Source organism: Streptomyces sp. NPDC048001 (genome assembly GCF_043203115.1).
Lineage (GTDB): Bacteria > Actinomycetota > Actinomycetes > Streptomycetales > Streptomycetaceae > Streptomyces > Streptomyces sanyensis.
Genome location: NZ_JBIDBN010000006.1, coordinates 274,701 through 292,297, shown reverse-complemented (window position 1 = coordinate 292,297; position 17,597 = coordinate 274,701). Strand labels below are relative to the sequence as shown.

At 74.1% G+C, this 17,597-nt stretch carries 15 protein-coding genes; 3 read left to right on the top strand and 12 right to left on the bottom strand.

Features of this window, described 5'->3' with window-relative positions:
- Positions 1-33 precede the first annotated feature (33 nt).
- A complete protein-coding gene (locus tag ACGF15_RS13615; RefSeq protein ID WP_345612081.1) occupies positions 34-573 on the top strand; it encodes a bacterial proteasome activator family protein in 540 nt (179 codons plus the stop codon).
- 250 nt (positions 574-823) lie between these two features.
- Here ACGF15_RS13615 and ACGF15_RS13610 read toward each other — a convergent pair whose 3' ends face one another.
- The 7 genes from ACGF15_RS13610 to pdhA all read right to left on the bottom strand — a co-directional run bounded on the left by ACGF15_RS13610 (position 824) and on the right by pdhA (position 9,637).
- Positions 824-1,810, bottom strand: coding sequence for an NAD(P)H-quinone oxidoreductase (locus ACGF15_RS13610; RefSeq protein ID WP_345612083.1), 987 nt, complete (start codon positions 1,808-1,810; stop codon positions 824-826).
- Positions 1,811-1,820: 10 nt separating this feature from the next.
- Positions 1,821-2,900: a potassium channel family protein gene (locus ACGF15_RS13605; protein WP_376428990.1), complete on the bottom strand. Its 1,080-nt coding sequence runs from the start codon at positions 2,898-2,900 to the stop codon at positions 1,821-1,823.
- Positions 2,897-4,558, bottom strand: a complete 1,662-nt coding sequence (locus ACGF15_RS13600) for a molybdopterin-binding protein (RefSeq protein ID WP_392798673.1) — start codon at positions 4,556-4,558, stop codon at positions 2,897-2,899. Before ACGF15_RS13600 ends, ACGF15_RS13605 begins: the two co-directional genes overlap by 4 nt.
- A 107-nt stretch (positions 4,559-4,665) precedes the next feature.
- The gene (locus tag ACGF15_RS13595; protein ID WP_345612088.1) at positions 4,666-5,616 is read right to left on the bottom strand and encodes an NTP transferase domain-containing protein; all 951 of its coding nucleotides are present in this window, start codon (positions 5,614-5,616) and stop codon (positions 4,666-4,668) included.
- A gap of 375 nt (positions 5,617-5,991) precedes the next feature.
- A complete protein-coding gene (locus ACGF15_RS13590) occupies positions 5,992-7,485 on the bottom strand; it encodes a dihydrolipoamide acetyltransferase family protein (protein WP_392798670.1) in 1,494 nt (497 codons plus the stop codon).
- The gene (locus ACGF15_RS13585; protein ID WP_345612095.1) at positions 7,485-8,489 is read right to left on the bottom strand and encodes an alpha-ketoacid dehydrogenase subunit beta; all 1,005 of its coding nucleotides are present in this window, start codon (positions 8,487-8,489) and stop codon (positions 7,485-7,487) included. Before ACGF15_RS13585 ends, ACGF15_RS13590 begins: the two co-directional genes overlap by 1 nt.
- Positions 8,486-9,637 carry a pyruvate dehydrogenase (acetyl-transferring) E1 component subunit alpha gene (gene pdhA / locus ACGF15_RS13580; RefSeq protein ID WP_392798850.1) on the bottom strand — a complete coding sequence of 384 codons (1,152 nt, stop codon included), beginning with the start codon at positions 9,635-9,637 and terminating at the stop codon, positions 8,486-8,488. The genes ACGF15_RS13585 and pdhA overlap by 4 nt, the downstream gene beginning before the upstream one ends.
- A 239-nt stretch (positions 9,638-9,876) precedes the next feature.
- On the opposite strand from pdhA, the gene ACGF15_RS13575 reads away from it, so the two are divergent.
- Positions 9,877-10,419, top strand: coding sequence for an Lrp/AsnC family transcriptional regulator (locus tag ACGF15_RS13575; protein ID WP_345612476.1), 543 nt, complete (start codon positions 9,877-9,879; stop codon positions 10,417-10,419).
- Between the two features lie 142 nt (positions 10,420-10,561).
- On the opposite strand, the gene ACGF15_RS13570 is transcribed toward ACGF15_RS13575, so the two are convergent.
- Together ACGF15_RS13570 and ACGF15_RS13565 are read right to left on the bottom strand one after the other, a co-directional pair.
- Positions 10,562-11,155, bottom strand: a complete 594-nt coding sequence (locus ACGF15_RS13570; RefSeq protein ID WP_256522341.1) for a TetR/AcrR family transcriptional regulator — start codon at positions 11,153-11,155, stop codon at positions 10,562-10,564.
- Complete coding sequence (locus tag ACGF15_RS13565) at positions 11,152-12,672, bottom strand: 3-hydroxyacyl-CoA dehydrogenase (protein ID WP_392798666.1); 1,521 nt, start codon at positions 12,670-12,672, stop codon at positions 11,152-11,154. The genes ACGF15_RS13570 and ACGF15_RS13565 overlap by 4 nt, the downstream gene beginning before the upstream one ends.
- A 121-nt stretch (positions 12,673-12,793) precedes the next feature.
- Here ACGF15_RS13565 and paaN point away from each other — a divergent pair, with 121 nt between their 5' ends.
- Positions 12,794-14,470 (top strand): phenylacetic acid degradation protein PaaN, encoded by a 1,677-nt coding sequence (paaN, locus tag ACGF15_RS13560; protein WP_392798663.1) that lies wholly within the window; start codon positions 12,794-12,796, stop codon positions 14,468-14,470.
- A gap of 266 nt (positions 14,471-14,736) precedes the next feature.
- Here paaN and ACGF15_RS13555 read toward each other — a convergent pair whose 3' ends face one another.
- Genes ACGF15_RS13555 through ACGF15_RS13545 form a run of 3 tightly spaced genes read right to left on the bottom strand, consistent with a single transcriptional unit; the run spans position 14,737 to position 17,563 of the window.
- Entirely contained in the window at positions 14,737-15,393 is a 657-nt protein-coding gene (locus ACGF15_RS13555; RefSeq protein ID WP_362610382.1) for a TrmH family RNA methyltransferase, read from the bottom strand.
- Positions 15,390-16,733, bottom strand: coding sequence for an HTTM domain-containing protein (locus tag ACGF15_RS13550; RefSeq protein ID WP_392798660.1), 1,344 nt, complete (start codon positions 16,731-16,733; stop codon positions 15,390-15,392). The genes ACGF15_RS13555 and ACGF15_RS13550 overlap by 4 nt, the downstream gene beginning before the upstream one ends.
- Positions 16,730-17,563 (bottom strand): DUF5819 family protein, encoded by an 834-nt coding sequence (locus ACGF15_RS13545; protein WP_392798847.1) that lies wholly within the window; start codon positions 17,561-17,563, stop codon positions 16,730-16,732. The genes ACGF15_RS13550 and ACGF15_RS13545 overlap by 4 nt, the downstream gene beginning before the upstream one ends.
- Positions 17,564-17,597: the final 34 nt, after the last annotated feature.

The window sequence follows — 17,597 nt, the reverse complement described above, 5'->3', positions numbered from 1 at the left end:
TGTGGTGAAGCCCACGTACGAGAGAATGGCGGCATGGAGATGCCGAGGAATGAACGGTCGCAGGAAACCCCTCACGTCCTGGTCGTCGGTCAGGACGGGATGGCGCTCGGCGGCGGTGACGGTGACGACGAGTCGCGCGAGGTCCCGGTGACGGACATGGTCGAACAGCCCGCCAAGGTCATGCGCATCGGCAGCATGATCAAGCAACTGCTGGAAGAGGTCAGGGCGGCACCTCTCGACGAGGCGAGCCGTGTCCGGCTCAAGGAGATCCACCGGGGTTCCGTCAAGGAGCTGGAGGACGGCCTGGCTCCCGAGCTGGTCGAGGAACTGGAGCGCCTGTCCCTTCCGTTCACCGAGGAGGCCATCCCGTCCGAAGCGGAACTCCGTATCGCCCAGGCGCAGTTGGTCGGGTGGCTGGAGGGCCTCTTCCACGGCATCCAGACGGCGCTCTTCGCCCAGCAGATGGCCGCCAGGGCCCAGTTGGAGCAGATGCGCCGCGCCCTGCCGCCCGGCGCCCCCCATGAGGACGAGGGCGGTCAGACCGGACCGGTCCGCTCCGGCCCCTACCTGTAGCCGGGCCCGGGCTCGGCGCGAAACGGCGCCGTCCCGGAAGCGGGCGGCGCGGCGTGCGTGGGACGCGGCTGCGCCCCCGGAGGCAGGCGGACGCCGACACGGCCTGAGCCGCGGATCCGCCCCTGCCGATACCGAGCGCCGGACGGGCGGGCCCGAGGGGCCCGCCCGCCGCCGTCGAGGACTCCGGCGCGCGGCGGCCCGACGCCCCGTGCGGGCTCAGGCCCCGGGGGCCGGACGGCCCCGTGCGGCCTCAAGCTCCGGGGGCCCTCAGCAGGATCTTGCCGACATGGCTCCCCGACTCCAGCACCCGATGGGCCTCGGAGGCGTCCTCCAGGGGCACCGTACGGTCCACGACGGCGCGCACCCGGCCCGCCTCGATCAGCGGCCAGACATGCTCGCGCACCGCCGCGACGATCGCGGCCTTCTCGGCCGGGGGCCGTCCGCGCAGGGACGTGGCGGTCACCGCCGCCCGCTTGGCCAGCAGCGCACCCAGGTTGAGTTCACCCTTGACCCCGCCCTGGAGCCCGATCACGGCGAGTCGGCCGTTGACGGCGAGCGCCTTCACGTTCCTGTCGAGGTACTTGGCCCCGACGATGTCCAGGATGACATCGGCCCCGGCCCCGTCGGTGGCCTTGCGGAGTTCCTCGACGAAGTCCTGCTCGCGGTAGTCGATCAGGACGTCCGCGCCGAGTTCGGCGCAGCGCCTCAGCTTCCCGGGGCTCCCCGCCGTGACCGCCACTCGGGCGCCCACGGCCTTGGCCAGCTGGATCGCCATCGTCCCGATCCCACTGGCACCGCCGTGCACGAGGACGGTCTCCCCGGGGCGCAGGTGCGCCACCATGAACACGTTCGACCACACCGTCGCGGTCACCTCGGGGAGCGCGGCCGCGGTGACCGTGTCCATGCCCCGCGGCACGGGCAGCAGTTGCCCGGCGGGCACGGCGACCTTCTCCGCGTAACCGCCCCCGGCGAGCAGGGCGCACACCTCGTCGCCGACGGCCCACCCGGACACACCCGGGCCCAGGGCGGTGACGCGGCCCGCACACTCGAGCCCCGGATAGGGCGAGGCGCCCGGCGGGGGGTCGTAGAAGCCCTGGCGCTGGAGTACGTCGGCCCGGTTCACGGCGCTGGCGGCGACCTCCACGAGGACCTCCCCCTCGCCGGGGACGGGGTCGGGCACCTCGGCCCAGACAAGGGCCTCGGGGCCACCGGGTTCGGGAATCGTGATCGCATGCATGGCCGCGAGGCTACTCCCGGCCGTTGGCGGTGGCCGCGTTCTCCGCCCTCACGATGGTGATGAGACGGTCCGTCAGCTGGAGGGGGCTGGCGGCCGGGTCGTCGTAGGGCAGCAGCCGGTGGCCGCGCACCACGCTCACCACCAGGTCCTCGGTCTCCCGGACGCTGCGCCCCACCTCGGCCTTTATGACCGGCCGTTCGACGAGGTCGAGGCCGCTGCCCTGCTGGATCAGGTCCTCCATGACGGTGCCCGCGCTGGGGCTGAGCACGGAGAGGCCGAGCAGCCTGCCCGCGGCGCCCGAGCTGGTGATCACCGCATCGGCACCGGACTGCCGGAGCAGCGGCGCGTTCTCCTCCTCGCGGACCGCGGCGACGATCTTCGCTCCCCGGTTGAGCTGGCGTGCGGTCAGGGTGACCAGCACCGCGGTGTCGTCCCGCTGGGGCGCGATGATCACCTGGCGCGCCTTCTGGAGCTCGGCCCTCAGCAGCACGTCGCTCCGGGTGGCGTCCCCGACGACCCCGACGAAGCCCTCGGCGTTGGCGGTCTCGATGACCTTGCCGCTCGGGTCGACGATGACGATCTGGTCCTTCCGCAGACCGGTGGCGCAGAGGGTCTTCATCGCCGAACGGCCCTTGGTGCCGAAGCCGACGATGACGGTGTGGTCACGCAAGGTGGACCTCCAGCGGTTCAGCCGCCACTCCTCCCGGGTGCGCTCGGTGAGCACCTCGAGAGTGGTACCGACCAGGATGATCAGGAACAGCACGCGCAGCGGCGTCACCAGGAACACGTTGGTGAGCCGGGCGGCGTCGCTGTAGGGGACGATGTCGCCGTAGCCCGTGGTGGAGAGGGTGACCGTGGCGTAGTAGAGGCAGTCGAGGAAGTCGACCGAGCCGTCGGCGTTGTCGTGGTAGCCGCTGCGGTCGGTCCATACCAGCAGCACCGTCACGGCCAGCACCAGCAGCGCCATCAGGAGCCGCTTGCTGACCTGCCGCAGGGGCCGCTCGACGACCCGGCGCGGAAGCTTCACCCGGGCGGCGACGAGCTGCTCGTCGACGTGCCGGGCCATCGCGTCCCTGTTCGGCAGTTTCACGTGGAACACCCCTCCTCGGTGCCCGGATGGGCCCAGCTGGTCCAGGGCAGCCCCAGGACCTCCAGTGCGTCGCCCGGCCGGGCCCCTCCCGGCGGGACCACGGCGAGCGCGTCGGCCCCGGCGATGCCGCGCAGCATGGCGGGACCGTGGTAGTGCAAGGGCACGAGCCGTCCGGCCGTGTGCCGGACGGGCACCAGCCGGGTGTCGTGCGGGTGCCCCTGCACGGACTCGTGCACCGGGATCCGTGTCGGCTCGGCGGTGGGGCGGCCGGTCAGGCCCCGGAGCAGGGGCTCGGCCAGGGTGAGCAGCGCGGAGACCGCGGCCAGCGGATTGCCGGGGAGGCCGACGAGGCAGCGCCCCGGGGCGAGCCGGGCCAGCAGCATCGGGTGCCCGGGGCGGACCGCGACGCCCTCCACGAGCAGGCGCGCGCCGAGCCGCCGCAGTACCGGGCGGACGTGGTCGACCGGTCCCGCCGCGGTGCCGCCGGTGGTGACCAGCAGTTCGGCCTCCGAGTCCGCCACGGCCCGGTGGAGGGCCTCCTCGTCGTCGACGATCCTGCGGGTGGTCACAGACTCCGCGCCCAGTGCCCGAAGCCAGGGGCCCACCATCGGCCCGAGGGCATCGCGGATGAGGCCTTCCCGGGGCAGCCCGGAGGGGAGCAGTTCGTCGCCGAGGACGAGGATCTCCGCGCGGACGGGCCGGACCGTCCGGAACTCGTCGTAGCCGGCCGCCGCCGCGAGCCCGAGGACGGCGGGCGTCACCGCGGTACCGGCGCCGAGCAGGCGCTCGCCGCTGCGGCACTCCTGGGCACGTGGCCGGATGTCCTGGCCGGGAACCACCGTGCGCTCGGCGTGCAGCAGGCCCTTGGCCTCGTCGGCGCGGGCGTGCTCGCTGCGGATGACGGCGGTCGTCTCGCGAGGGACGCGGGCACCCGTGGCGATCCGTACCGCGGTGCCGTCCGCGAGGGCGTCGGCGGCCGCGTGGCCGGCGAGCACCGCGGCGTCCTGGATGTGCCAGGGGCCGGGACCGGAGACGGCCCAGCCGTCCATGGCGGAGGTGTCGAAGGAGGGCAGGTCGCACAGGGCCGTCAGGGGCTCGGCGAGGACGTGGCCGAGGGCGTCGGCCAGCGGGGTGGTACGGGTCCCGCCCGGAACCCGGCGGCCCTCGCGGGCCGCGATCGCGCGGGCCTCGGTCCAGGCCGGGGCTCCGGGGCCGTGGCCCCGGGCCGGGCGCCGGGGAGAGGTCTCCCCGGTGGGCGGGGCGGCGGACGCCCCGGCGGCGGCAGGCCGGTCGGGCGCGGGCGGCCGGTCGCCGGGCCGGTGGCGGGGCGCTTCGCGGGAGGACGGCTCGTGCGGGGACGGCTCGCGGTGGGGGGCATCACCCGGGGCGGAGAAGCCGGGGGCCGGGGTCCCCGGGGCGGCCTCTCCGCCGGGGCGGGGGGCACCAGTGGTTCCGCGGGGTGCGAGCAGGGCCAGGGCGTCGGACACCCCGTCGAGCTCGGGCAGGGGGTGGTGGTCGTCGGCCCGGCGTCCGGGGGCCGCGCCCTCGGGATGCTCCGGGGCCGGGCGGTGCCCGGGGCCAGGGGCCCCGAAGCCGCCCAGGGGGCCCCAGGACTGCCCCGGGGCGAGGTCCCAGGGGTCGCCGGGGACGGGGCGCACCCGTTCACCAGGGTCCGGGGGCACCGGTCCGCCGCAGGCGGCGCGGGGTTCGGGGGGCGGGCCGGGTTCTCGTTCGCGGCCGGTCGGTCTGCTGCGCGGGTGCTCGGTCATCCTGCCGTGGCCTCACCGCTGCGGGCGTCCCCCGGGCCGCCGTTCCCGGGCTGCGTGCCCTGGTCGTCGCTCTCCGCGGCCCAGCGGGCGGCGAGGGCCGCGGCCTTGCGCGAGGCCTCGGCCACCGCCTCCGGGCCGCCGCCCGCCCGGGCCGCCGCGTAGCCGACCAGGAAGGTGGTCAGCGGCGCGGCCGGGCGGGCGACGCCGTGGGCGGCGTCGCGGGCGAGGTCGAGCAGCCCGTGGGTGTCGACGTCCAACTCGATGCCGAGTTCGGCCGAGACCGCGGCAATCCATTCGTCCAGCACGTATCCATGCTCCCTGATGCGCGCCCGGGCCGCGGCGATGTCCTCCCAGGTGTCGCAGTCGAACGAGGCCAGGGCATCGGCGGCGACCCGGACAAGGTCCAGTTCCCGGGTCAGAAGACGCAGCGGCAGGCCGGAGAGGCTGCCGTACTCGGTTGCGAGGAGAGCGATCTCACGTCGCAGGGGTTCGAGGCGGTAGGCGGCGACCAGCGGCTGGTCGCGCTCGGCCGCGTCGGTGAGCAGCGCCCCCTCGACCGGCGTGCCGGCCTCGCGGCCCGGCGCGGCCCCGCCGAGAGCGGCGAGCAGTGCGCCGACCGTCCGGGGCCCGAGGAAGGGCAGGTCGGCCGAGAGCACGACCACGGTCTCCGCCCGGCAGTGGCGGAGACCCGCGTCGAGCGCGGCGAGCGGACCGCCGCCGGGCGGGTCCTCCCTGGTCCAGAGGACCGGGCGGGTGGTCGGGCGCCGTCCCCCGACGACGACGGTCCGTGCGGCCCCGGCGCAGGCGGAGAGCACCCGGTCGAGCAGCGCCCGGCCTCCCACGCTGACCGCCGGTTTGTCGGTTCCCCCCAGGCGTCGGGCGGCTCCTCCAGCGAGTACGACGGCGTCGTACGCGGAGCGCTCGGGCGTGCCTGGTGTGGTGGTCACCCCAGCAGTATGGGCCGTGATCGCCGCGCCCCGGCAGCCAGGGCCCCGCCTCGCGGGCGTACCCCCTGCCACCAGGGACCTGCGAGCGGCACGGCACCCCTCGGAGCGCCGATGCGGACCTCGTGCCCGGGCGGCGCGAGGGCCAGGGGCCGGGCCCGGCCCATGGTGGGGACGGGCCCGTACCGCCGGGCCCCGAGGACCGGCCCCCGGACGGCCCCGACGGTGTGCCCGGCCGCCGGACCGGCCACCGGACCGGGCGCCGGGCCGGGCGCCGGACGGACGGGCCGGGAGGCCGGGCGGAGGGGCCGCCGGAGCAGGAAGCCGGAGCAGGAAGCCGGGCCGGGAGCCGGGCCGCAGCCACCCGGCCCGCGCGCCCTACACCGTGCGCAGCAGGACCGCCGGCCGCTCCACGCAGTCGGCCACATAGCGCAGGAAGCCTCCCGCGGTACCTCCGTCGCAGACCCGGTGGTCGAAGGTGAGCGAGAGCTGCACTACCTTCCGCACGGCCAACTCCCCTTCATGGACCCAGGGCTTGGGCACGATCCGTCCGACGCCCAGCATGGCGGCCTCGGGGTGGTTGATGATCGGCGTGGAGCCGTCGACGCCGAACACCCCGTAGTTGTTCAGGGTGAAGGTGCCTCCGGTGAGGTCCGCCGGTGTCAGGGTGCCCTCGCGTGCCGCGTCCGTCAGCCGGGCGAACTCGGCGGTGAGCGACTCCGCGGACCTGGTGTGGGCGTCCCTGACCACCGGGACGACCAGTCCCCGCTCCGTCTGCGCGGCGAAGCCGAGGTGCACGCCCGGCAGCCGCACGATCTCCCGGGCCTCCGTGTCCACCGCGGAGTTGAGCTCCGGATAGCGGTCGAGCGCCGCCGTGCAGATGCGGGCGAGCAGCGCCAGGAGCGAGATCTTCTCGCCACCGGAGGCGTTCATCGCGGTGCGGGCGGCCAGCAGCTCGGTGGCGTCCGCGTCCACCCAGCAGGTCGCGTCGGGGATCTCTCGCCGGCTGCGGGACAGCTTGTCGGCTACCGCACCGCGGACCCCGCGCAGCGGAACCCTCTCCTCCGCGCCGGTGGGGAGCGCCGAGGTACCGAGAGCCCTCCCGGCGGCCGGGGCGGTCGGCACCACGGGCGGCGCGACCTCGGCGGCCCTGAGCGCGCTCTCCACGTCGGCGCGCAGGATCAGTCCGTCCGGGCCCGATCCGGTAAGTCGCCGCAGGTCGAGGTCGTTGTCCCGGGCCAGCTTGCGCACCAGTGGCGAGATCACCGCGACGGGCCCCTCGGCGGCGGCCCGCACGGTCTCGCGGCCGTGCGCCCCGTGGTGCGCGGAGGACCCGGAGGCGGCACGCGGCGGCACGCCGCCCGGCGAGCCGTTCCGGGCCGTCGCCGCGGCGGGTGCCGCAGGCGCAGGAGCCGCCGCGGGCGCAGAAGCCGCCGCGGGCACGGCGCCGAGTGCGGACGGCCGCAGCCGCCGCCGCCGCGCCGCGGGGGTACCGGTGCCGTAGCCCACCAGAACGTTTCCAGAGGTCTCGGCGGACGCGTTGCCGCCGGAGGAGGCAGCCCGTTCTCCGGACGGGGCGGGCTGCCCGCCCGATGCCGCCACGGCGCCCGCGTCCTCCAGCCGGTCCGCTCCGACGGCGACCGTCAGCAGCGGTGCGCCCACCGGCAGCTCGCTGCCCTCCTCACCGAAGCGGGCCGTCACCACTCCGCCGTAGGGGCAGGGCACCTCCACCATCGCCTTGGCGGTCTCGACCTCGACCACCGGCTGGTCGATGGCGACCACGTCGCCGACGTCCACCAGCCAGCGGACGATCTCGGCCTCGGTCAGGCCCTCGCCCAGGTCGGGAAGCTTGAACTCCAGGACCTTCGCCATCAGCTCTCCGCCTCCCACTGAAGCCGTGCGACCGCGTCCAGGACCCGGTCGACGCCCGGCAGATGATGCTTCTCCAGCATGGGCGGCGGATAGGGGATGTCGAGGCCCGCCACCCGGAGTACGGGGGCCTCCAGATGGTGGAAGCAGCGCTCGGTGACCCGGGCGGCGATCTCGCCTCCGGGACCGCCGAACCCGTTGGACTCGTGGACCACGACGGCCCGTCCGGTCCGGCGCACCGAGGCGCACACCGTCTCGTCGTCGAAGGGCACCAGCGAGCGCAGGTCCACCACCTCCAGGTCCCAGCCCTCGGCCGTGGCGGCCTCGGCGGCCTCCAGGCAGACGGGCACCGAGGGGCCGTAGGTGATGAGCGTGGCACTGCGGCCGGGGCGGCGCACCGCGGCCCGTCCGACGGGTTCGACCTCAGCAGGCGCCTCGGGCGACCAGGCCGACTTGGACCAGTACAGCCGCTTGGGCTCCAGGAAGACCACCGGGTCGTCGGAGGCGATCGCCGCGCGCAGCATCCCGTAGGCGTCCTCGACCGTGGCCGGGGTCAGGATGTGCAGACCCGGCGTGGCCATGTAGTAGGCCTCGGAGGCGTCGCTGTGGTGCTCGACGCCCCCGATGCCGCCTCCGTAGGGGATGCGCACCGTGATCGGGAGGGGCATCGCCCCCCGCGTCCGGTTGCGCATCTTGGCGACATGGCTGACCAGCTGCTCGAACGCCGGGTAGGCGAAGGCGTCGAACTGCATCTCGACGACGGGCCGCAGGCCGTACATCGCCATACCGATCGCGGTGCCGAGGATGCCGGCCTCGGCCAGCGGGGTGTCGGTGCAGCGATCGTCGCCGAACTCCTTGGCAAGCCCGTCGGTCACCCGGAAGACGCCCCCGAGGGTGCCGACGTCCTCGCCCATGACATGGACCGTCGGGTCCTCGGCCATGGCGTCGCGCATGGCGCGCTGCAGCGCCTGGGCCATGGTCGCGGGCTTCACTGCGGCCGTGGTCATCGTGCTTCCCCCTCGGCTTCGGCCGCGGCCTCCAGCTCGGCGCGGAGCTGCGCCGCCTGCTCGCGCAGCTGGCCGGTCTGCTCCGTGTAGACGTGGGCGAACAGGTCCATCGGGTCGAGGACCGGGTCGGCGTTCATACGTTCGCGCAGGTCGGCCGCCATGGCCTCGGCCTCCTCGGTGACGGTCCGGCGGCTCTCCTCGTCGAGCAGGCCCCGTGCGGTGAGCTCCCGCTCCAGCAGCATGATCGGGTCGTGGGCGCGCCAGACCTCGACCTCCTGTTCGCCCCGGTACCGGGTGGCGTCGTCGGCGTTGGTGTGGGCGTCCACGCGGTAGGTGACCGCCTCGACGAGCGTGGGGCCGCCGCCTCGGCGGGCCCGCTCCACGGCCTCGCCGAGGACCTGGTGGACGGCCGCGGCGTCGTTGCCGTCGACCAGGCGGCCGGGCATCCCGTAGCCCACGGCCTTGTGGGCCAGCGAGGGCGCGGCCGTCTGCTTGGCCAGGGGCACGGAGATCGCGAACCCGTTGTTCTGGACGAGGAAGACGACCGGTGCCTGCCAGACCGCGGCGAAGTTCAGCGCCTCGTGGAAGTCGCCCTCGCTGGTGCCGCCGTCGCCGACCATGGCGAGGGCGACGACGTCGTCGCCGCGCAGCCGGGCCGCGTGCGCCAGACCGACGGCGTGGGGCAGCTGGGTGGCGAGGGGCGTGCACAGCGGGGCGATGCGGTGCTCGCGGGGGTCGTAGCCGGTGTGCCAGTCGCCGCGCAGCAGGGTGAGCGCCTCGACCGGGTCGAGCCCGCGCGCCACGGCCGCGAGGGTGTCGCGGTAGCTGGGGAAGAGCCAGTCGCGCTCCTCCAGGACCATCGCCGCGGCGATCTCACAGGCCTCCTGGCCCGTGCTGGACGGGTAGACCGCGAGGCGCCCCTGCTTGGTCAGCGCCGTGGCCTGGGTGTTGTACCGGCGGCCCCGGACCAGCTGGGCGTAGAGCCGGAGCAGCAGGCCGGAATCGGCCGAGGCGGCCGCATCGGTGCCGAGCACACGCAGCGGCTCGGGATCCGGGAGCAGGGGGGCGGGGTCGGTGCGGGGCTGCCAGGCCGGCGGCGGGGTGGGCCGGTAGTCGGCAGCGGCACCGGGCAGCTCCTGGACCGTCATGCTGCTCTTTCTCAACGCGAGCACCTCCTCGTGGGAGCGCCGACGAACGAGGCCGTGGGCGACGACGAATGCGAACGGGAGACATCGCCCTGTGTGGCGTGCCTCACCTACCGATTGTTCGGTCGTGAGCGCATTTTGGCTACAGGCACCTCCAGCCTGTGGACAAACGGTCCGGCGGGGCTTCAGATGGACACAGGTTGTCCACAAGGCGGAGGCGGGGGGACATGTCCACTGAACAAATGGCCGACGGCCAGGACCGCGCGGAGCAGGCGCCCCCGCCCAGGCCCCTCGATGCCGTCGACCGCGACATCCTGCGCATACTCCAGTCGGACGGCCGCGCGTCCGTCCGGGGCGTCGCCGAGCGGGTGCACGTCTCCCGTGCCAACGCGTACGCCCGCATCAACCGGCTCATCGACGACGGTGTGATCAGGGGCTTCACGGCCCGTGTCGACCACGAGCGCGCGGGGCAGGGTGCCTCCGCCTACATCACGCTCAAGATCGTGCAGAACACCTGGCGCACGGTGCGGGAGCAGCTCCAGGCGCTGCCGGGGGCCGCGCACATCGCCCTCGTCAGCGGAGACTTCGACGTCCTGCTCCTGGTGCACACGCCGGACACCCGCACCCTCCGGGAGCTGGTCCTCACCCGCATCCAGGCCATTCCGGAGGTGCTGTCCACCCGGACGCTGCTGGTCTTCGAGGAGACCGATCTGGACCCGGTCTGCGGAGGCGGGCCCGGCGCTCTCTCCGGCCCCGGCGCCGACCCGGAAGAGCAGACGCCCTGAGCGCGCGCCGAGCGTCGGAACCGCCGCCCGCGCCCCCCGGTGTGATCATCGGAAGGCACTGTCCACAGCGCCGGACGCCCCGGTCCCGCGCGCCCGCCTGGCGCCCCGCGCGGCGACCGCCGCTACCGGGCCGAGAGGCAGGTCACCCGCCGCTGCGCAGCCCGTCGAAGGCCATCCGCACGACGGCCTCGGCCACCTGCTCGCCCTCGTACCCGCCGCCCGGCTGCGGTCGGTACCACTCGACCAGCGAGTTGACCATGCCGAAGAGCAGCCGCGTGGCGAGGCGGGTGTCCACGTCGGCCCGGAGGTCCCCCTCGGCGGCGGCCGCCTTCAGCAGGTCGGCCACCCGCTGGTCGAACTCCCGGCGGCGCTCCAGCGCCCACCGCTCGGTCGTGGTGTTGCCGCGCACACGCAGCAGCAGCGTCACATAGGGCAGCTCGGCCATGAGCACCCCGACGGTGCGCCGGGTGACGTACTCGACCCTCTCGACGGCGCGCCCCCGGCCGGCGTCCGGCTCGTCCAGGATCGCGAACAACGCGTCGAGGGCGCGGCTGACCGCCCGGCGCAGCAGTTCCTCCTTGCCCGCGACGTGGTGGTAGATCGACGACTTGGAGATCCCCGCCGCGCGGGACAGGTGCTCCATCGACGTGCCGTCGTAGCCGCGCTCGTTGAAGATCCGCACCGCGACCGTCAGCAGGGTCTCGGGGGTGTACGTGTCGCGCTTGGCCGTGGTCATGGGGCGTCCTCGTCTGTCGGCTCGGGCGTCGCGTGGGACCACTGGTGGAGGCCCAGCGTCCGCGCGTAGCGGCCGGTCGGCACCGTCTCGTCCAGGTTCGCGAGCAGCTCCCAGGCCCAGCCCCGCCCCAGTGCCTCGTTCCATTCGAGGGGGCCGCGCGGGTAGTTGACCCCGAGGCGCATCGCGGTGTCGATGTCCTGCGCGGTGGCGACGCCGCGGACCAGCGCGTCCGCCGCCAGGTCGCCGAGCATCGCGACGGTGCGGGCGACGATCATGCCGGGGACGTCCCCCAGGACGGTCACCTTCTTGCCGAGTGCCTGGAACAGTCCGGTCGCCTGGGCCAGGGTGTCGGGCCGGACGTCGGGAGCGCAGGAGAGCGCCACCCGTCCCGCGGTGCGGTAGTCGAGGGCCAGGTCGAAGTAGACGACGTCGCGGAACTCGCAGGCGGCCTGCCCGTCCGCCAGGACCAGCTGACCGCCGCTGGGCAGCACCAGGCGCGTCCCCTGGTCCTCGTCCTCGGGGCGGACGGCGATACCCGCGTCGGAGATCAGCTCCAGCAGAGCGCCCGCGGGCCCCAGGTCGCCTTCGGCGACCACGTACGCGGGGGCGTCCTGCGGCTCCGCGTCCCCGGGCACCGGTCGCTCCGCGCCCTCGGCGTAGGAGTACCAGCCGTGACCGGTCTTGCGGCCGAGGCGCCCGGACTCGACGAGCCGCTGCTGGGCCAGCGACGGCTGGAACTTCGGGCTGTGGAAGAAGGACTGCCAGACGGACCGCGTCACGGCCTCGTTGACGTCCTGGCCGATCAGGTCGGTGAGCTCGAAGGGGCCCATCCGGAAGCCGCCGCACTCGCGCAGCACCAGGTCGATCAGCGCGGGCTCGATCCGGTGCTCCTCGTGCACGGCGAACGCCTCGGCGTAGAAAGGCCGGGCCAGGCGGTTCACGATGAAGCCGGGCAGGTCGGCGCAGCCGACGGGGGTCTTGCCCCACGCCGCGACGGTCCCGCGGGCGGTCCGTGCGGCCTGCTCGTCGGTGGCGTGCCCGCTGACCACCTCCACGAGCGGGAGCAGCGGTGCCGGGTTGAAGAAGTGCAGGCCGAGGAACCGCCCCGGGACCCGCACAGGGCCCGCCACGGCCGTCACCGAGAGGGAGGAGGTGTTGGTGGCGAGCAGGCAGTCGTCCGCGACGACCTTCTCCAGTTCGGCGAAGAGCTCCTGCTTGACGTCCAGCCGCTCCAGCACGGCCTCGACCACGAGGGCGGCGTCGGCCAGCTCGGCGATCGAGGAGGCGGGGTGCAGCCGTGCGCGCGCCGCGTCCCGGTCCGCCGGCGCCATGCGGCCCTTCTCCACCAGGCGGTCGAGGCGGGCTGCGACGGCCAGCGCGGCCTCCTCCGCCCGGCCCGGGACGGCGTCGTGCAGCCGCACGGGGTGCCCGGCGGCCAGGGCGACCTGCGCGATGCCCTGGCCCATGGTGCCGGTTCCGACGACGGCGACGGTGCGGCTGGGGTCGATGGCGGTCATGGAGCGATCCTCTCCGATGAGTTGTCCACAGCTTCGACAGGCCCCCTTGTACCGACCGATCGTTCGGTTACTCTAACTCTGTCATTCCTCCCCTGCCCAGCTCGACGAGGAGTTGGTCCTCATGCAGTTGACCGAGACCCACCGGCCCACGCTCGACCAGGCCCTCGAAGCGATCCGCACGCGCGCCTACTGGTCCCCCCACCCCGAGCACCCCAAGGCGTACGGCGAGAACGCCCCCTCGGACGGCCTCGCCGCCTTCGAGGCGCTGCGCGGCAACCGCTTCGACCTGGACCAGCCGGGCACCGACGGATGGACGGGGGGTGAGGTCTCGCCGTACGGCATCGACCTGGGGATCGAGTACCCGCATCCCGACCCGGAGGTACTGCTGCCGGCCATGCGCGCCGGCATGGCGGCCTGGCGCGACGCGGGCCCGGAGACCCGCGCCCTGGTCTGCCTGGAGATCCTCGCCCGCATCAGCGCGCGTACCCACGAGTTCGCGCACGCCGTGATGCACACCAGCGGCCAGGCGTTCATGATGGCGTTCCAGGCGGGCGGGCCGCACGCCCAGGACCGCGGCATGGAGGCCGTCGCCTACGCCTACCTGGAGCAGACCCGCACCCCGGCCGCCGCCGACTGGTCCAAGCCCCAGGGCAAGCGCGGTCCGCTGGAGATGCGGAAGACCTTCACCGCCGCGGGCCGCGGCATCGCCCTGATGATCGGCTGCAACACCTTCCCGACGTGGAACGGCTACCCCGGCCTCTTCGCCTCGCTGGCCACCGGAAACCCGGTGCTCGTCAAGCCGCATCCGCGGGCGGTCCTGCCGCTCGCCATGACGGTGAAGGTCGCGCGCGAGGTGCTGGCCGAGGCGGGCTTCGACCCGAACCTGGTGGCACTGGCCGTGGAGCGGCCGGGCGAGGGCATCGCCAAGGCGCTGGCCACCCGGCCGGAGGTCCGGATCATCGACTACACGGGCTCGACCGCGTTCGGTGACTGGCTGGAGGCGAACGCCCGCCAGGCCGTGGTCCACACGGAGAAGGCGGGCGTCAACACCGTCGTCGTCGACTCGACGGACGACTACCGGGGCATGCTGTCCAACCTGGCCTTCTCTCTCAGCCTGTACAGCGGCCAGATGTGCACCGCCCCGCAGAACGTGCTGGTGCCCCGGGAGGGCATCGAGACGGACCAGGGCCGCAAGTCGTTCGACGAGGTGGCGGCCGACCTCGGTGCCGCGGTGAGCGGCCTGCTGGCCGACGACGCCCGGGCCACCGCCCTGCTGGGGGCCCTGGTCAACCCCGAGGTCAAGGCACGGCTGGAGGCTGCCGCGGAGCTCGGCGAAGTGGCCCTGGCCTCCCGGGAGGTCGTCCACCCGGAGTTCCCCGGCGCGACGGTCCGTACGCCGCTGGTCGTGAAGCTGGACGGGGCACGCAAGCTCTGGGAGTCCCGGGAGAACGAGCCCGCCTACCTCGACGAGTGCTTCGGCCCGGTGGCCTTCGTGGTGGCGGTCGACTCGACGACCGACGCCCTGGATCTGCTGCGGTACACGATTCGCGAGAAGGGGGCGATGACCGTCGGCGGCTACACCACGTCCACGGAGACGGAGCGGGCCCTGGAGGAGGTCTGCCTCGACGAGTCGGCCCAGCTCTCCCTGAACCTGACCGGCGGGGTGTACGTCAACCAGACGGCGGCGTTCTCCGACTTCCACGGCTCCGGCGGCAACCCCGCCGCCAACGCCGCACTCTGCGACGGGGCGTTCGTGGCGAACCGCTTCCGGGTGGTGGAGGTCCGCAGGCACGCGTGAGGCGGTCCGCCGCCCGGGCTCAGGTCCGGGCGGCGGCGAGGCCCGGGCGGGCGGCGGCGCCCACCGCGCGGTGCCCCGGCCCCGGGGCGGGGTGGCCGCTGCCACGACGGACGGGTCGGCACGGGCCACCTCGGTGCGCCCCCCTGCCGCGGTGGGCATCCGCAGCGTGGTGGGCATCCGCAGCGTGGTGGGCGGCGCACGACGGACCGCGCCGGGCGGTACGGTCCCGGGCGGTACGGTCCCGGGCCGGGCATACCCGGGCGGGCTCAGGGTGCCGGGATCTCCGCATGCCGCTGCACCCAGGCGTGCATCGCGATGGCCGCCGCCGCACCGGCGTTGATGGACCGGGTCGAACCGAACTGGGCGATAGAGCAGACCATCTCCACGTGGGCGCGCGCCTCCTCCGTCAGCCCCGGCCCCTCCTGGCCGAACAGCAGAACGCAGCGGCGCGGCAGCACGACGCGCTCCAGCGGGACGGCGCCCGGCAGGTTGTCGATCCCGATCACCGGCAGGGCCTCCGCTGCGGCCCACCCGGTGAGCGACGCGGTGTCCGGGTGGTGGCGCACATGCTGGTAGCGGTCGGTCACCATGGCGCCGCGGCGGTTCCAGCGGCGCCTGCCGACGATGTGGACCTCCTTGGCGAGGAAGGCGTTGGCGGTACGCACCACGGACCCGATGTTGAAGTCGTGCCCCCAGTTCTCGACCGCCACGTGGAAGTCGTGGCGCCGGGTGTCCAGGTCGGCGACGATCGCCTCCCGTGACCAGTACCGGTAGGCGTCCACGACGTTGCGCCGGTCGCCTCCGGCGAGCAGCTCGGGGTCGTAGCGCTCGCCCCGGGGCCAGGGCAGCGGATGCGGGCCTACGCCGACCTCGGGCCCGTAGCCCTCGTCGTACTGCCGGGGTTCTTCCTCGGTGGTGCTCACCCCACGAGCGTACGTCCCGGCCCGGAGCCCTCCGCACCGTCCGCCCGCCCCGGATCCGCCTGCCCGCCAATGCCGCCGGAGGGGGCCTCGGCCGCCCTCGGGGCCGGTACGCTCGCGGCCGCGGCGCCGCCCTCGCGCCCGCCCCAGCGCCGCCGCGAGGGAAGCCGGCGCAGCAGCCCCTCGCGGAGGCCCGCCGCCCGGGCCCCCAGCCAGACCAGGAAGACCGTCGGCAGGAAGACCGCGTCGGCGGAGATCATCGCCAGCGAGAAGAACGGCAGCCCGAGCAGGACCGCGATCCCTGCGTGCTCCATGATCATGATGACCAGCAGCACGTTCTTGACCTTGCGGTTGAAGAGCGTGAAGGGGAACGCCACCTGCACGAGGACGGTGCCGTAGGTGAGCACCAGCACCAGCAGGCCGCTGGCGGCAAGCAGGTCGGAGACCGCGGGCCAGGGCGTGAAGTACTCCAGGTTGAGCGGGTAGTACAGGGCAGTGCCGTCCTGCCAGCGCGAACCCTGCACCTTGTACCAGCCCGCGGTGGCGTAGATGAGGCAGACCTCCGCCATGATCACCAGCAGGGCCGTGTTGTGCACCAGGTTGGCCACCACGTCGAGCGCGAGGCGGTGCTGGCCGCCCGGTGTGTACCGGGTCACGAGCCACCACAGCCCCTGTACCGACCACAGCAGCCAGAACAGCCACAGGACGAGTTCACCGGTCTCGTTGAGAAGGGTGCCGGTGAACAGCCCGGCCCCGAGGACACCCCACAGCACCGGTCCGGCGACGTCCCGGACGGGACCGTCCCGCTCCGCCCGGGCGGCCCGTCGCGCGTCGAGGGACCACACCGAGGCGCACCGGGTCAGGACCAGGTAGATCGCCATCAGGTGCACCACGTTGTCACCGCCGTCGCCGACGAAGACGGAGCGGTTCTGGAGCGAGAGCACGCCGAACATGAACAGCGCCGAGGCCGCACGGGTGCGCCAGCCCAGCACCAGCAGCAGACTCGACAGCGCGGACAGCGCGTAGACGGCCTCGAACCAGAAGGCGCTGTCGGTCCACAGCAGACCCGTGAAGGCGTCGTTGTCGGCCAGGAGTTCGTACCCCAGCTGCCAGTCCCACGGGCCGTCCGGGCCGTAGAGCGCATGGCGGTTCGGGAACTCGAAGAGAAGGAAGGCCAGCCAGGTGGTGCCGAAGCCGATGCGCACGATCGCGCTCTGGTACGGGCCGAAGGCGGTCGCCGTGACCCGCTGGAAGGCGCGCGCGGCCTTGCGCTCCACGGCGGTGGCCAGCTCGGGGTCCCCGCTCGCCGCAGGCCCCGGGGACACCTCCCGCCCGCCGCTCATCGGGCCTCCTCCGTCCGGCCGCCGGTGACGCCGCCGGGCAGGTCGGCGGCGGTGACGGTCCACCACGGCTGCACGTTGTACACGGGACGGGTGTCGACCTTCTCGGGGCTCCACGAGGGCGGCTCGATGGCCTGCGAGGAGGACCTCAGCTGGATCCGCTGGACGGGGCCGCCCAGCTCCGCGCCCTCCAGCCGCTGCATGGCTATCCGGCGCAGGTAGCGCTCGGAGAGGCGGGCACGCAGGCTGTCCGGACGGGCGCCCTCGGCATGCGCCCCGAGGTAGAAGTCCCAGCCCCGGCGGAGCTGGTTCTGGTGGATGTGGCTGGGGAGGAGGTTGCCCCGGATCGCCTCGGCGTCCCGCTCCGTCAGGTTGATCCAGTCGCTCGTCCGGCGGCTGCCCCCGGCGTCCGTGTACTCGGCCCGCGCCTCCACGGAGATGTTCTGCTGGAGGGGGTTGGGGGCGAACAGCTTCCAGTTCTGCTCGAACTCCGGGTACACCCACGCCTGCACCGCGTCGCCGTGCCGTTTGGTCAGGGTGTTGGACGGCGCCACATGGAGGAAGACCATGGCGAGATGGACGCAGGCCACGGAGGCGATGCCTGCGGCGCACACGGCGGCGAGCACCCGGTAGGGCGTGGACAGCCCCGCCACCCCCGCGGGAGGCGGCCGGTGCGCCGCCGGGTCGGCGGGGTCGGCGCCCGGCCCGGTGGGCGCCTGCGGGGCGGACTGCCCGGAACGGGTCTGCACGGCGGCCGGCTGGGGAGACCGACCGGGCGGACCGGCGGGCGGTGCCCCGTCCTCCGTACCGCTCGCCTGCTCGTAGGACTCCATCCCCGCCCCGATCCCCAGTCGTCCACGTCGGTCA

Excerpts from the sequence above, each read along its gene's own strand:
- ACGF15_RS13565 (WP_392798666.1), bottom strand. The coding sequence starts at position 12,672 with ATGACCGCCATCGACCCCAGCCGCACCGTCGCCGTCGTCGGAACCGGC.
- ACGF15_RS13610 (WP_345612083.1), bottom strand. The coding sequence starts at position 1,810 with ATGCATGCGATCACGATTCCCGAACCCGGTGGCCCCGAGGCCCTTGTC.
- ACGF15_RS13585 (WP_345612095.1), bottom strand. The coding sequence starts at position 8,489 with ATGACCACGGCCGCAGTGAAGCCCGCGACCATGGCCCAGGCGCTGCAG.
- paaN (WP_392798663.1), top strand. The coding sequence starts at position 12,794 with ATGCAGTTGACCGAGACCCACCGGCCCACGCTCGACCAGGCCCTCGAA.
- ACGF15_RS13545 (WP_392798847.1), bottom strand. The coding sequence starts at position 17,563 with ATGGAGTCCTACGAGCAGGCGAGCGGTACGGAGGACGGGGCACCGCCC.
- ACGF15_RS13570 (WP_256522341.1), bottom strand. The coding sequence starts at position 11,155 with ATGACCACGGCCAAGCGCGACACGTACACCCCCGAGACCCTGCTGACG.
- ACGF15_RS13575 (WP_345612476.1), top strand. The coding sequence starts at position 9,877 with ATGGCCGACGGCCAGGACCGCGCGGAGCAGGCGCCCCCGCCCAGGCCC.
- pdhA (WP_392798850.1), bottom strand. The coding sequence starts at position 9,637 with ATGACGGTCCAGGAGCTGCCCGGTGCCGCTGCCGACTACCGGCCCACC.
- ACGF15_RS13550 (WP_392798660.1), bottom strand. The coding sequence starts at position 16,733 with ATGAGCGGCGGGCGGGAGGTGTCCCCGGGGCCTGCGGCGAGCGGGGAC.
- ACGF15_RS13615 (WP_345612081.1), top strand. The coding sequence starts at position 34 with ATGGAGATGCCGAGGAATGAACGGTCGCAGGAAACCCCTCACGTCCTG.
- ACGF15_RS13590 (WP_392798670.1), bottom strand. The coding sequence starts at position 7,485 with ATGGCGAAGGTCCTGGAGTTCAAGCTTCCCGACCTGGGCGAGGGCCTG.